Source organism: Caballeronia sp. BCC1704 (assembly GCF_902833455.1).
Taxonomy (GTDB): domain Bacteria; phylum Pseudomonadota; class Gammaproteobacteria; order Burkholderiales; family Burkholderiaceae; genus Caballeronia.
In genome coordinates, this window is sequence record NZ_CADFFT010000005.1 from 112,788 (window position 1) to 126,873 (window position 14,086).

Sequence of the window (14,086 nt, forward strand, 5' to 3'; positions counted from 1 at the left end):
AGGGATGCATCGCAACGCGGCGAGCGGTTCGCCGCGTTGCGATCGTCTCCGACTACGGCGCATCCGTGCCGAGTTCAATGCGCGCCTCGTTGATCGAGACGGCCATGCCCTTCGGCGAGTTCGCCCCGCTTACACGCACGAATGAAAGCACCACATCGCTCACATTGGAAATGCCGAGACGCGCGAGCACGTCAGTGACGTCATAGTCGATCTCGCTCATTCCGTGGTGCGCAGCAGTGGCAACCTGAAACGCGCCTAAGGTGCCGATGAAGTGCTGCGACTTCACCGCGTCGACGTCGCCGCTCGCAGGAAGATTCAGATAGACGTTATAGAAGAAGCCGCCTTTTCGGGCCGCCGCGGGCATCTTGACCCCATCGAGCACGACCTTCACGTATTGGAACCCGCTAGTTGCCTGCGGCGCGGCCTGCGCTGCATCCGAGGATTGACTCAGTCCGACAGCCGGCGAATTCGCCAGCACATCCTTCAATGCGGTGGCGTTTGCGGCCTGAAGCGGGATGCTGGCGCTGATAGAGAACTCGTTCAATTCGACGCCTTTCACGCCTCCCAGGGAACGGCGAGTCGATGACACTGTGCGCCCGGGACTCGCCGTGAATGCGCCGGTCTTCGGCCGCGCCTGAATGGCGCCGATCTGTGCTTGCACGCGAATAATCCTCCCTTGCTGCGCCTGGGGCGGCAGCACAGCGGGCATGGTGTCGTTGGCGTAGTCATAACTCATCCCCGTGGTGGTGCGCGTTTTCGACTTCGAGATCGTCAGGCCTCGCGCATACGTGAAGCTGCCGTTCCAGTAGCTGCTCGTGGCCGACGGCACGCGGCTCGTCGAGCGCATCGACCATGCGTTCCAGAGACGGTCGATATTGCAGTGATGCAGGTAGAAGATCGGATCGATGGGCGCCGTGGCGATATCGGCCATGTTGTTGCCGATGATGTCATGAACCGGATTGTGCGGCGCGTTCTCGAGCTTGGGCTCGAATGCGTTGTTGGTGCCGCGCTGGAAGTTGTACACGCCCGACCCGAAAGGACCGAGATCGAGCGCCTGATAGACATTGGTATTGATTCGCGAGACGTAGAGCGGGTTGCCACGCGCGGTATCCGTGAACTCGGATGGAATGACCGGGTACGAGTAATAGTCCCAGTACGGCAACGTGAACGTTGCATCGCCGGATACGGTGCGCAACTGTTGCTCGAAGTAGTAAAGGTAGCCGCGATGCCAGGTCAGAAAGTAGGCCGCGCTGTGCGGGCAATAGTTGTTGTGAACATCGACCCAATACTGCCACGATGCGGGGCTCGTTCTATCGGTGGTGGCTTTCATCGTGCGCACAGCGTTCAAATACGACGCGTAGTGCGGCGTGGTTTTGAACACCTGCCATTCGAGCCTGATGAATGGAACAGTGGCGGCAATGCCCCACCGAGGAAGCGATGCAACAGCGAGTGCGGACGCCGTTCCTTTCAGAAACGCGCGTCGCTTAGTGGAATTGGAGACCATACACCCCCCAGGGAGCGCATAAAGAGGACCTGCAAAGCGGCCCGAAGCGGGTGCGTTGCAGCAGAACGGACGGCCGGTTTCTACGCTGCCCCGGCGCTTAGAGTATGGACCACTAGAAGCAACGTTCAATGCGTTATTTGCATTCCGAACTATGAAGTGTGCGGTAGGCCACAGAACCGCCTACGCATGTGTGCACGCGCTCCACGATTGAAGCGCACGGCGCTCGAACGCGATCGTTCGAAGCTGCGCCCGCCTTTGCTTGTAGCATTTAAGTAGCTTGCGCGGTTTCGCCTCATGACGAGAACGGCCGGCTGACTTTGCGCAAGCACTGAGGCTGCGGCCCGCCTCGGGGCTCTAATTTCTTAGGACGCATTTCGTTGTACGAACGATGTGCCGTCGCCTCGCTCGTCGATGCGCCGATGGTTCGGACGCTCACTCCGACGCGCTGCCTGTCGCGGTCTCGAACATATGAATCCGGAGCAGCGCCGTGGTATCGACGGACCGGTTGCTGAACTCCGCCCCGACAAGCACGGCGCCCGCCGCTTGCCGCAGATTGCGCACGATGCAGTTGAACACTACCGCATGAACCTTGCCGTCTGCGCGCAGGCGCAACGCGAGTTTGAAGTGCTCGCCGACATTGACGAGCGCGTCCGCCAGACGCAAGGCCACACCGCCAAGGCTGACGTTGACCACTGCGACGTCGAAGCCCGCCGCGACACAATCGTTTCTGATGAGACGGCCTGCCAGTTCGGTCGAGACTCGAACGTCTTTGCGCACGACATGCGTCTGCACGGCCTGCGGATACGCGAGATAGACGACTTTCACAGGCGACTCACTCCGTCCGATCACCGTGCTTGCGAAGCGGTAGATCTTTCGCCCGAGAAGCCCCTTGCATTCGACGGACACGCCCGCGTCTAACAACTCGTGCATGCTCCCTGCGGTGACGACCAGCGCGCTGCCCGCCACGGAACCGACGAATTCGGCTTGCACCGGCGGGTGATCGCAGCCGACCAACGTCAGCTGCATGCTTTCCAGCGTTTTCGGCAAGGTGCCGGTGACGGCGGCCACACGATCGACCTTGGGACGGTGGATAGGCGCATCATGCTTCGCGGTCGATATCAACAGTTCGCCCGGCATGACGCCTTCCCCATGCGGCCGCTCGGTCGGCGCGTCTTCGTCGCGGAACCCGCCCGCTGCGAGAATCCGGTCGCGCTGGCCTTCCGATCTCACGCAGTAACCTCTCGTCAGGAGAAGTTTGCCGCTTGCTGAGTAGACGGCGAACGGAAGGGGCGTGCCGACTTGCAGTTCCTGTGCGCTTAGTTTGACCAATACCATGTTCGTATCTCGATGTGGCAGATGCCATCCCTCTACGCGGGGATGATTCGTATCTCCACGCGTACGTTAGCGCGCGGGCCACAGCGCTTAAGTACGGTAACGCGCATTCATCAGACTATATGCAGCACGACATGCCGCTTCGCTGTGACAGACAAAACAATCCTTTGTCCCGGCGCTCGGTCGGCTCCAGAGCAAACGTTCAACTTTCCGGGAAAACAGCCGATATCAACCCTGTCGGCAAAAATTTCACGTTGAACGCAAGGGCGAGACAAATGCAGAGAATGAGTTTGAAGGCAACACTGTGGAGCACCGTGGGATTCGTGTGGCTGAGTTTGATCGTGCTCTCGCTGTTGAGCGCGACCATGACGCGCACGTTGATGATGCAGGACCGGCAGCAGTCGCTGGCCGAGCAGGTCCAGTCCGCGGTAAGCGTGGTGAACTTCTACGTGCAGCAAGCGCAAAGCGGCGCGATGCCAGTTGACGAGGCCAAGCGCGCGGCCATCGCGCATCTGCGGCCGGTGCGCTATGGGCAAAGCGGCTATCTGCTCGTCGTCGACTCGACGATGCTGCAATTGCTCAACCCGATTCGTCCCGAGACCGAGAACAAGATCAACGATCTGGTCGACAAGACGGGGAAGCACTTTACGGCGGCGATCGTCAAGCACGGGCTCGACGGCACGCACGTGACCGATTATCTCTATCCGAAGCCGGGACAAACGGAGGCGCTGCCGAAGATCGCTTACGGCGAGTATGTTCGCGCGTGGGACTGGCACGTCTATACCGGCGCTTACGTCGACGACATCAATCGTGAATTCGGCCGGCGTCTCATCGCGATGCTTGCGATCGTCTGCATGGTCGGTCTTGCGTTGACCGTGGCGATGGGCTGGATCATCCGCAATGTACTGCGCAAGCTCGGCGGCGATCCTAAGGACGTCGCCGACGCATGCAAACGCATCGCTGCGGGCGATCTTACGCAGGCTGTGCCTGTCGCGGCGGGCGACGATGCGAGTCTGATGGCATCGGTGCGGGCCATGCAGGACCGGCTGCTGCAAACGATGGGTGCTGTGACTTCGTCTGCCAACGCCATTGCGGGCGCGACGAAGGAAATCGCGGCCGGCAACACGGATCTTTCGTCGCGCACGGAGGAACAGGCGGCGTCGCTACAGGAGACTGCGGCGAGCATGGAAGAACTGACCTCGACGGTCAAGCAGAACGCCGACAACGCGCGTCAGGCCAGCGATCTCGCCGAGAACGCGAGCGCCGTCGCCAACGAAGGCACGGCGATCGTCGGACAGGTCGTGGAAACGATGGCGGGCATCGAAGAAAGCTCGGGGAAGATCGCGGAGATCATCGGCATGATCGAAGGCATCGCGTTCCAGACGAACATTCTCGCGCTCAATGCCGCAGTCGAAGCGGCGCGCGCAGGCGAACAAGGCCGTGGCTTCGCGGTGGTGGCAGGCGAAGTGCGCAGCCTCGCGCAGCGTTCGTCGAGCGCGGCGAGGGAAATCAAGGCGCTGATCGAGACGTCGGGCAGCCGCGTCGGGGCGGGCACGGAGCTCGTCGCGAAAGCAGGGGAAACCATGCGCAGCGTGCAGTCCGCGATTCAGCGCGTGACGGACATCATGGGCGAGATCGCGTCCGCATCGCACGAGCAGAGCCGCGGCATCGAGCAGGTTAATCAGGCCATCTCGCAGATGGACGAAGTCACGCAGCAGAACGCCGCGCTCGTCGAAGAAGCGGCTGCAGCGGCCGGCTCGCTCGAAGACCAGGCCGAAGCGCTTCGCAAAGCCGTCGGCGTCTTCCGTACGAGCCCGAGCGCAGCCGTGGTCCACGCCCTCGCGGCGAAGCCTCTGCCGGGAGAAAGCCGCCCGCGCCCGGCAACGGCTGCGACAGTGCAACGCCCTGCCGCGCAGGCATTGCCGCGAACGAAGCCGACGCCGACGGCAAAGCGCGTCGAACCCACGGTGCCTAAGTCCATGGCGACTTCGACGGATAGCGGCGACTGGGAGACCTTCTAACGTTCTCGTTAGTCATCCTATTGAGCTGGACGGATCACGCACTTGTGATCCGGACCCGATACCACGCGCGCCTGCGTCGTTGAGCCACGACGGAGAGTTGGCTTGCCGCTTGCTACCAATCTGACGTGTCTAATTGACCGAATCGGAGGATACGATGACGACGCATGCCGGACGATCGCAGGAAGACCGCATTCAGGCAGAAACAGGGGAAAAACTGCCCGCACAGGAGCAGGCAGGCGGAAAGATGGCCGTGGAAGGCACCGAAGCGGGCAAGGACTCGAGCAGCGGCAAGCTCTCGGAGGCAGGAAAGGACGTCTGGCGTCAGGGCAGCACGATCGACCAGGAAGGGCCTTTGCCGCCGGACGAAAAGTCCGGCGCTTGAGACGCAAACTCAGTGCAAGACCGACACGGGGGAACCGATGTACATCGTCTGTCACATGATGTCTTCACTGGATGGCCGAAGCCTGACGGACGGCTGGCATCTCGACTTCGCCAGGCCTTGTTATGAGGAGACGGCCGCCAGCTTCAACGCGAATGCCTGGGTCTGCGGCCGCGTCACGATGCAGGAGATATCGCACGCAAAAGACCGGGAGTATCCACGCGGTCTCGCCAAGAGCGCGTTGCCACGCACCGATCATTTCGCCAAGCGCGACGCGAGCCAATACGCCGTGTCGATCGACCCCAAGGGCCGCGTCGGCTGGAAAACCAACACCGCGCTCGACTCGCATATCGTCGAAGTTCTGGCGGAGAGCGTGGAAGACGACTATCTCGCGTACCTTCAGTCGATCGGCGCGTCGTTTCTTTTCGGCGGCAAGGACGACATCGATCTTCACCGCGTCGTCGAGACGCTCGGCCGCGAACTGAAGATCGAGAAGCTGATCGTCGAGGGAGGCGGTCACGTGTCCGGGGCATTCGTCAACGCGCAACTGGCAGATGAAGTCAGCGTGTTACTGATGCCGCTCGTCGATGGACGTGAAGCGCATCCATCGTCTTTCGAAGTGGCAATGGATAAGTGGCAGAAGCCGGCTTATCTGAAGCTGGAGTCAGTCGAGAAGCTGGACAACGATGTCGTTTGGGTCCGGTACAAGCGCAAGGCTTGAGACTCGCTTATCGCGCGATAAGTGCCTTTCAAGAGGCGCGCTCCGACGCGCGCCGCTTGACTTCTTCCAACGGCGCTTCCGCAAGCCAGTGGCAATAGCCGCCGATTTTGCGGATATCGATATCTTCCAGCGCCATATGCGCGTACTCGCCGTTGCGAAAACGATGCTTCGACCAATACGTGTCCGTATGCCATGCATGGATGTGCAAGACGTCGTTGCCTAGCGCGCGATCCGCAAAGGAGAAGTGGTCCAGCAATCCGAGGGAACAGGCTTGCGGATAAGTTGATCGCAACGCGAGTTCGCCCGCATACATGGTCAGGACCTGCTTGCACCAGCCGGGCCACGCGCCTTCGAAATCGCGGAATTCTTCATCGAGCAGCCGGTTGCACGCTTCGCTCTGCGCGGCCAGATAGTGTCGCAGCCATTCTGAAGGCCCGAGCAGCGAAGCCCCGACGTTGTGAAGTCCGGTGTGCGGATAACCCCAACGTGCGGAGATTTCCGAAAGGCGTGCGCGAACCGAAGCATCGTAGGCATACGCGCCGAATCCTGCGCAAAGACCGGACGGGCGAAAGTCTTTCAGCGCCGGCGTAACGAACGTATCGCAGTCCGTCTTCAGAATGTAGTCAAAGCGGGCGCATGCCTCGCTCACCGCAGGGTCCGCAAGATTAGCGACGGAGTTGATGTAGCCGTATCCGTGCCACTGCGGATTGCGCTCCGCATAAGGTACGCTAGGTATGACTTCGATGCGAGCGTCCTCGGGCAACCGGTCTGCAAGCGCCGGGTGAGACACCGCAACGATTCCCCCAATTTCGAGTACGCCCGAATAGACGAGGCTCTTATAGAGCCAGCCGAATTCCTCGAGCATCTGCTCGCTGTTGTCGATATAGACGAGTATTCCAAGTTGCATGATGTTCTTCTCTCGGGCTTGCCGCGCCGTCACCGAAGCGGAGAGTCGAGAAAGCGGAGCGGCGACAGCAGCCCTCCATGCTATAGAAAAACGTTGAATCGCTGCCGCCGTCGCGCATAAAAGCACAACTATGCCGGCTTTTATAGCGCGAGAACGTTCACGGCAACGTCGACATGATGCGATCCGCCGCCGAGTATCATGCCGCGCAACAAGGACACGTCGCTGTAATCGCGGCCTGTTGCAAGCGTCACGTGGTCGAGATCGGCGAGCACGTCGTTGGTCGGATCGAGGTCGATCCACCCGCTTTGCGGGCAATGCACCGACACCCAGGCGTGCGACGCATCGGCGCCGATCAGTCTCGGTTGACCGGGCGGCGGGTCGTTGCGCAGATAGCCGCTCACATAACGCGCCGGCAAGCCTAACGTGCGCAGACAGCCGATCATCACTTGCGCGAAATCCTGACAGACGCCGTGGCGCAATTCGAAAGCGCGCGTGGCGGGCGTATCGAATGCGGTGGATGAAGGCCGGTATGTGAAGTCGGCATGAATGCGGTGCATGAGATCGATTGCGCCCGCGATCAGCGCCGTGCCCCGCTTGAAGCTCGGCAACGCGTATGCACGCAACGCCTGAGTCAACTCAATGTTGGGCGACGCATAACAGTATTCCGATTCACGGACGAACGCCGCACCGGCTCTATAGCGCAGCCGTTGCGCGACATCTTCCCAGGGCGACGTCACGTGCGGATCCAGGTTCGTCCAGCGTGGGCTGAGACGCACCGTGGTTTCGCTCGTCATCGAAAGACGCTCATGCGGCGCGTCCAGCGAGAAATAGAGCAAATCATTGCCGAATGCATCGACGCGGCTATGCACGTATGACGGCGCCGGTTCGATGCGTTCCGTATGAGCGATGACCTGCTGCCACGGAGTATGCAGGGGACGAATGGTGGCAAGGTGCTGCGCAATCTCGACCGGCGTGGAATAGCGATACGTCGTGCGATGCGTGACTGCGAGCGTCGTCGAGCTTGTCGCCTTTCCGGTCGTTGCGATCATTAGGACACCTGCGCAGCGATGGAATTCGCGTGACTGAAATAATGGGCGCTGACTTCATTCGATGCCGCGCTCACCGACGCAAGCAGCCGATCGCACAACAGGACGAGCGCGCCGAACCGCCCGTTCTCGTCTGCCTCGCACAAGGCATCGAGGGGTGGCAAGGTATCGATATCGAGCGAAATGCCCGTGAAATGCGCGCGACGTGCCGCGCCCGCGGTCTTCACCATCTCATCCAGCTTCGCGCGCAAGCGGGCCAGCACGCCATACAGTCCGCGCGGGTTTGTCGGGTCCACGACGATCAGGTCGATCAACGCGGCCGCTTCGAGCCGGCCGGGATAAAGCGAGCGATAGGTGAGCGTGGTGTCGAAGAGTTGCAGGAGCAAGTCGAAGCCAGCCGGATGCGTCAACGTGCCTTGCGCCGCGAACACGCGCAGAAACGTCGCCATCGTCGACACGCGCTCGATCATCCTGCCAATGAAAATCATGCGCCACGCTTCATCGCGTGTCATGCGATCGCCTTGCGCGCCGCTGATCGCGAGCAGTTGAGTCGCGAGATGTTCCAGCGCGCCGCTCAGCATTACGCGGTCATAGTCTCGCGGCATGTCGGGCGTGATGAGGCCGATGCGCGCCAGTGCATCGCGAAAGTCATTGCGCGCCGCGAGAATCGTGCGCCAGTGATCGGTGGAGAGCCGGTCGCGAATCTCGCCGCATGCATGCGCCTGATTCGCGAGATTGCCGCCGACGCTCGTGGCCGATGCCGCTTCCGCCAGTCCAGCGACGAGCACGCGCTCGAATGCGTGTGGCGAATTTCGCGCAAGCGTATCGATGGACGGAATGAGGCCGCATTGCGCGGCCAGTTCGACGAGCGTGGGGAACATCTCATCGGCATCACTGGCTTCGAGCGTGCCGAGCAACAGACGGCAAAGACGCACGTTGTTCTCCGCGCGTTCACCATAACGTCCGGCCCAGAACAGATTCTCGGCCGCGCGGCTCGACACCACGCGATGCTTGCGCAACTCACCGGGCGGCACGGGCGATGGACGCAGCGGCACCGCAGGACCCGGATGGCTGCACATCACCCATGTATCCACGCTGCTGCCACCGAATTGCATAGATACCGTGGCTCGCTTGTTCGCTGCGAGGCGCGTGAAGCCGCCGGGCATCACGCTAAAGCTTCCGTCGGGACGCGCTATCGCATAGGCGCGCAAGACGCACGAGCGCGAGCCGAGAGCGCCATCGTGGAAGCGCGGCGCGCTGGAAAACGGCAGATCCTCCTGCACGGTGAACATGTCGGGCGCGCGCTCGATGCGCTCACGCCATCCAGCAAGCGCCTGCGATCCTGCTTCGATGCCAGGTGCGCCATCCTCGTGCGAGCCGCCCCAGGTGGGCACCACGAAAGCGCGATCGAGCTTTTCGAAGGCTTCTTGTCGCGCGGCGTCTTCGCCGCACCACCACGTCGGCACGGTCGGCAGATGCAAATCCTCGTTCAGCAGCGCACGCGCAATGCCTGGCAGAAACGCATGAAGCGCAGGCGATTCCGTGAAGCCCGCGCCGGGCACATTAGAGACCGCTACGTTGCCCGCGCGCATGACCTGCAACAGTCCCGGAACCCCGATGGTCGAATCCGCGCGCAACTCGACAGGATCGCAGAACGCATCATCCAGACGCCTCAGCACGGCATGCACGCGGGAGAGGCCCGCCAGCGTTTTCAGGTACAGCTTGTCGTGGCGTACTGTCAGGTCCTTGCCTTCCACGAGCGTCACACCCAGATAACGCGCAAGGAAGATGTGCTCGAAGTACGTTTCGCTGAACGGCCCCGGACTCAACAGCGCAATGTGAGGCGCGTCGCCACGGGCGCTTTCGTCATCGCGCATGATGGCTCGGGCAGCCTGTGCCAGCGTCGCGACAAGTTGCGAATAAGTCGATGCAAGCCCGTTGATGCGCAGCGTCCGAAAGGCATCGCTTAAAAGACTCGCCACGATCATGCGGTTCTCGAGCGCGTAGCCCAATCCCGACGGCGCCTCCGTGCGATGCGCGATGACGGTCCATTCGCCCGAGGGCGCACGCGCGAGATCGATCGCGACAATCTGCAAATAGCCCCCGTTTGCAGGCACAAAACCTCTCACGGGGCGCAGATAGCCCGGATGCCCGAAGACGAGCGCAGCAGGCAAGAGCCCTCGTTGCAAAAGCGTTTGCGCACCGTACACGTCGGCAACGATGGCCTCCATCAGGCGGGCGCGCTGCGCAACGCCCCGTTCGATGACCGCCCATTCGCGCTCGTCGATCAATAGCGGCAAGAGATCGAGCGACCATGCGCGCGGCTCGCCGTTATCGGCATAGACGTTGTAGGTGATGTCGTTATCGCGCACCTGCCGCGCGACGGCTGCCACGCCGTCGTCGAGACGCGCGATGCCCTGCTCGCCGAGCAATTCGAAGAACCGGCGCCACGGCTCGCGCATGTGCCCCGAAGCGTCGCGCAATTCGTCCCAATGCCCTTCCCGCACAGGCAACGCGCGCAGGCGCGCCAAAGCGTCGGTGCGCGCGGCCGTGGTATCGAAAGGCAGTGTCGATTGAAACGCCAAGATGGCCTCACTTGTCATGCCTGCGCGTTTTCATTGGCTTTCATGTGCGGCGCAAGTCGAGCGTGAACGGAAATTCGAGGCTGGGCTCGCGTGTTCCCACATGCATCGCGCCCGGTGTATGACCACTCGCGAAGAAGCGCGCGCGCCGGCGACTCTCAGCCTCGTACGCGTTCACAGGGAACGTCTGATAGTTGCGGCCGCCCGGATGCGCGACATGATACTGGCAGCCGCCGATCGCGCGACCGGTCCATGTATCCACGATATCGAAAGTCAGCGGCGCATGCACGCCGATGGTCGGATGCAACGACGTCGCTTGCGCCCACGCGCGAAAGCGCACGCCCGCGACGAACTCGCTGACGCGCCCGGTGGGTTGCAGCGGCAAGCGTTCACCGTTCACAGTCACGACATGACGATTGCCGTTGAGCCCGAGGACGCGCACTTCGAGCCTTTCGACAGACGAATCGACATAGCGCACGGTGCCGCCGATCATGCCCTCCTCGCCCATTACGTGCCACGGTTCCAGCGCGTGGCGAATCGTCATCGCGATGCCGCCTGTTTCATATGCGCCGACGACCGGAAAACGGAATTCAAAATGCGGTGCGAACCAGTCCTTCTCGAAAGCGAAGCCCGCGTCGCGCAGTTCCGCGATGACATCCTCGAAGTCCATCTGCACGAAGGTGCCGAGCATGAAGCGATCATGCAGCTCCGTGCCCCAGCGCGTGAGCCGCGCCGTATAAGGCTTCTGCCAGAACCGCGCGACGAGCGCGCGCAGCAACAGTTGCTGCACGAGACTCATGCGCGCGTGCGGCGGCATTTCGAATCCACGCAGTTCGAGCAGACCGAGGCGGCCGGTGGGACCGTCGGGTGAATACAATTTGTCGATGCAGAATTCCGCCCGATGCGTATTGCCGGTCACGTCGATCAGGATGTTGCGCAGTATCCGGTCGATGAGCCACGGCGGCACTTTGGCACTGCCGCGCCCGCCGAGCAGATCGACTTGCCGCTGCAATTCGGCGAACGCGATCTCGAGCTCGTACACCTGATCGTTGCGCGCTTCGTCGATGCGCGGGGCCTGGCTCGTCGGTCCAATGAATAGCCCTGAAAACAGCATCGATAGCGACGGATGGTTGTGCCAGTACGCGATCAGGCTCGCCAGCAGATCCGGGCGCCGCAGAAACGGGCTGTCGGGCGGCGTCGCTCCGCCGAGCACGAAGTGATTGCCGCCGCCCGTGCCGGTATGCCGGCCATCGAGCATGAACTTCTCCGGACTCAGATACGACTCGTGCGCGGCGTCATAGAGGTATTCGGTGTGCTCGACGAGCTCCGCCCAGTTGGACGCCGGATGAATGTTCACTTCGATGACGCCGGGGTCGGGCGTCACCTGGAGCACCTTCAGGCGCGCGTCCCGCGGCGGCGGGTAGCCCTCGATGATGACCGGAATGCCGAGATCGGCGGCGGTCGCTTCCACCGCCGCGAGCATGTCGAGATAGTCGTCGAGCGCAACGAGCGGCGGCATGAAGACGTGCATCAGCTTGTTGCCCTTGCCTGACTTCTCGAGCGCTGCCGCTTCGACTTTCGGACCGGCCGCGCGCGCCGGGTCGCGTGCTTCGACGCAGATCGCCGTACGCGCGATCCAGCCGGCAGACTCGCCGCGCTCGGGCATGCGGCTTTTCGCGGCGGCGGTAGCGGCTTGCGTTGCTTCGCCGGTGGGGTCGTCAGTCGCGTCGCGCGGAATTTTGCCTTTTGCATGCTGCATGCCGAATGCATCATTACGGTCGGCGTACTGCATGCGCAGTTCGGCGGCGCGCCGCAGCGGCACCGACGGCGCGAACGGATCGTGTTCGTGCTGCCAGGGGTAGTCGGCTTCGGCAACCCATGGCAGCGAGTCCAGCGGCAAGCGATAGCCCATCGGCGAATCGCCCGGAACCAGGTACATCCGCTCATCGCGGAAGAACCACGGGCCGGTTGTCCAGCGGCCCGGCCGGTCACCCGCGCCTTCTTCGCGGGCAATCGGCAACGCGTAGCCCGTGACCGACGGCAGCCCTGCATCGAATACCCGGCGCAAGCGCACGCGCTCGAGTTCGTCGTCCAGGCGCGAGTCGAACGGGTCCACGTTGACGGGCAGACGGCGTTCGCGCCACAAGTAGTACCACGTGTCCTCGTAACCCGGCTGAATGTATTCTGCATTCAAAGACAGCTTGCCCGCGAGGTGACGGATAAAGCGGGCGGCGTCGTCCGCGGTGTAATTCGCGGTCTGCCTTTCGTCGGCGAAGAGCGTGGGATCGTGCCAGCAAGGCTCGCCGTCCGCGCGCCAGAAGAGCGACAGCGCCCAGCGCGGCAGTTGCTCTCCCGGATACCACTTGCCCTGCCCGATATGCAGGAAACCGCCCGCGCCATACTGCGCGCGCAGCTTGTCCATCAGCGATACCGCGTACGCGCGCTTCGTGGGTCCCAGCGCGTCGGTGTTCCACTCCGGTGCATCGCGGTCGCGCACGCAGACGTAGGTCGGCTCGCCGCCCATCGTAAGACGCACGTCCGACGCGTCGAGTTGCGCATCGACCTGTTCGCCCATGCGCAGCACGGCCTGCCAGTCGTCCTCGCTATAGGGCTTTGTCACGCGAGGCGTTTCACGCACGCGCGCGATCGACATGGAATGCCCGAACTCGACTTCGCATTCGTCCACTGCGCCGGAGACAGGCGCCGCGCTATCCGGCTCGGGCGTACACGCGACCGGTATGTGACCTTCGCCCGCGAGCAGGCCCGAGGTCGGATCGAAGCCGATCCAGCCCGCGCCCGGCAAAAAGACTTCGCACCACGCATGAAGATCGGTGAAATCGACGTCGGTGCCACTGGGACCTTCGAGCGACTTGACATCCGGCGCAAGCTGCAGCAGATAGCCCGAGACGAAGCGCGCTGCGAGCCCGAGATGCCGCAACGTCTCGACAAGCAGCCAGCCCGAATCGCGGCAAGAGCCCGCCGCGCTCACAAGCGTTTCTTCCGGCGTTTGCACGCCCGGCTCCATGCGAATGAGATAACGGATCTCACGCGAGAGGCGCTGATTCAGTCCGACGAGAAAGTCGACTGTGGGTTGCGCCGAACGGTCGATGCTCTCCACAAACGCGGCAAATCGCGGCGTCAGTTCGCGCTTGATCATGTAGGGCGCGAGGTCGTGCAGCAACTCGGGCGCGTAGCTGAAGGGAAACGATTCAGCAGACGGTTCGAGGAAAAAGTCGAACGGGTTGTAGACCGCCATCTCGGCCACGAGATCGACCGTTACCTTAAATTCACGCGTTTTCTCGGGAAAAACGAGGCGCGCCTGGTAATTGGCGAATGCGTCCTGCTGCCAGTTGATGAAGTGATCCACCGGTTCGACACGCATCGAGTAAGACAGAATCGGCGTGCGGCAATGCGGAGCGGGCCGCAAGCGAACGACTTGCGGCGAGAGACCGACGAGCCGGTCGTAGCGATAATGCGTAACATGGTTCAACGCGACACGTATGGACACACCGACTCCTTTTTCGATTTGCAGCTAACGACTGAACCCTGAACCTTTGCAAGAGGCACGTTGTTTGCAGCATGGCGCTGACTTCC

Annotated in this window: 9 protein-coding genes; 3 read left to right on the forward strand and 6 right to left on the reverse strand. The window is 62.2% G+C overall.

The window, feature by feature from the left end:
- Positions 1-52: 52 nt before the first annotated feature.
- Both HWX53_RS23600 and HWX53_RS23605 read right to left on the reverse strand, forming a co-directional pair.
- Positions 53-1,381, reverse strand: coding sequence for a tyrosinase family protein (locus HWX53_RS23600; protein WP_208454815.1), 1,329 nt, complete (start codon positions 1,379-1,381; stop codon positions 53-55).
- A 555-nt stretch (positions 1,382-1,936) separates the two neighbouring features.
- A complete protein-coding gene (locus tag HWX53_RS23605) occupies positions 1,937-2,734 on the reverse strand; it encodes a PilZ domain-containing protein (protein WP_175945464.1) in 798 nt (265 codons plus the stop codon).
- Positions 2,735-3,111: 377 nt separating this feature from the next.
- Between HWX53_RS23605 and HWX53_RS27965 the strand changes: the two genes are divergently transcribed.
- From HWX53_RS27965 to HWX53_RS23620, 3 genes are all read left to right on the forward strand, one after another.
- On the forward strand, positions 3,112-4,857 hold the full coding sequence (locus HWX53_RS27965) for a methyl-accepting chemotaxis protein (RefSeq protein WP_175945465.1): 1,746 nt from the start codon (positions 3,112-3,114) through the stop codon (positions 4,855-4,857).
- Positions 4,858-5,011: 154 nt separating this feature from the next.
- Positions 5,012-5,239 (forward strand): hypothetical protein, encoded by a 228-nt coding sequence (locus HWX53_RS23615; protein WP_175945466.1) that lies wholly within the window; start codon positions 5,012-5,014, stop codon positions 5,237-5,239.
- A 37-nt stretch (positions 5,240-5,276) separates the two neighbouring features.
- On the forward strand, positions 5,277-5,957 hold the full coding sequence (locus tag HWX53_RS23620) for a dihydrofolate reductase family protein (RefSeq protein ID WP_175945467.1): 681 nt from the start codon (positions 5,277-5,279) through the stop codon (positions 5,955-5,957).
- Positions 5,958-5,985: 28 nt separating this feature from the next.
- Here HWX53_RS23620 and HWX53_RS23625 read toward each other — a convergent pair whose 3' ends face one another.
- From HWX53_RS23625 to HWX53_RS23640, 4 genes are all read right to left on the reverse strand, one after another.
- Entirely contained in the window at positions 5,986-6,864 is an 879-nt protein-coding gene (locus HWX53_RS23625) for a hypothetical protein (RefSeq protein WP_175945468.1), read from the reverse strand.
- Positions 6,865-7,004: 140 nt separating this feature from the next.
- On the reverse strand, positions 7,005-7,913 hold the full coding sequence (locus HWX53_RS23630) for a transglutaminase family protein (RefSeq protein ID WP_175945469.1): 909 nt from the start codon (positions 7,911-7,913) through the stop codon (positions 7,005-7,007).
- Positions 7,913-10,495 carry a circularly permuted type 2 ATP-grasp protein gene (locus HWX53_RS23635; protein WP_175945471.1) on the reverse strand — a complete coding sequence of 861 codons (2,583 nt, stop codon included), beginning with the start codon at positions 10,493-10,495 and terminating at the stop codon, positions 7,913-7,915. The genes HWX53_RS23630 and HWX53_RS23635 overlap by 1 nt, the downstream gene beginning before the upstream one ends.
- 40 nt (positions 10,496-10,535) lie before the next feature.
- Positions 10,536-14,000, reverse strand: coding sequence for a transglutaminase family protein (locus HWX53_RS23640; RefSeq protein WP_175945473.1), 3,465 nt, complete (start codon positions 13,998-14,000; stop codon positions 10,536-10,538).
- Positions 14,001-14,086 lie beyond the last annotated feature (86 nt).

Coding starts and splice junctions, on each gene's coding strand:
- HWX53_RS23625 (WP_175945468.1), bottom strand. CDS start 6,864: ATGCAACTTGGAATACTCGTCTATATCGACAACAGCGAGCAGATGCTC.
- HWX53_RS23615 (WP_175945466.1), top strand. CDS start 5,012: ATGACGACGCATGCCGGACGATCGCAGGAAGACCGCATTCAGGCAGAA.
- HWX53_RS27965 (WP_175945465.1), top strand. CDS start 3,112: ATGCAGAGAATGAGTTTGAAGGCAACACTGTGGAGCACCGTGGGATTC.
- HWX53_RS23620 (WP_175945467.1), top strand. CDS start 5,277: ATGTACATCGTCTGTCACATGATGTCTTCACTGGATGGCCGAAGCCTG.
- HWX53_RS23630 (WP_175945469.1), bottom strand. CDS start 7,913: ATGATCGCAACGACCGGAAAGGCGACAAGCTCGACGACGCTCGCAGTC.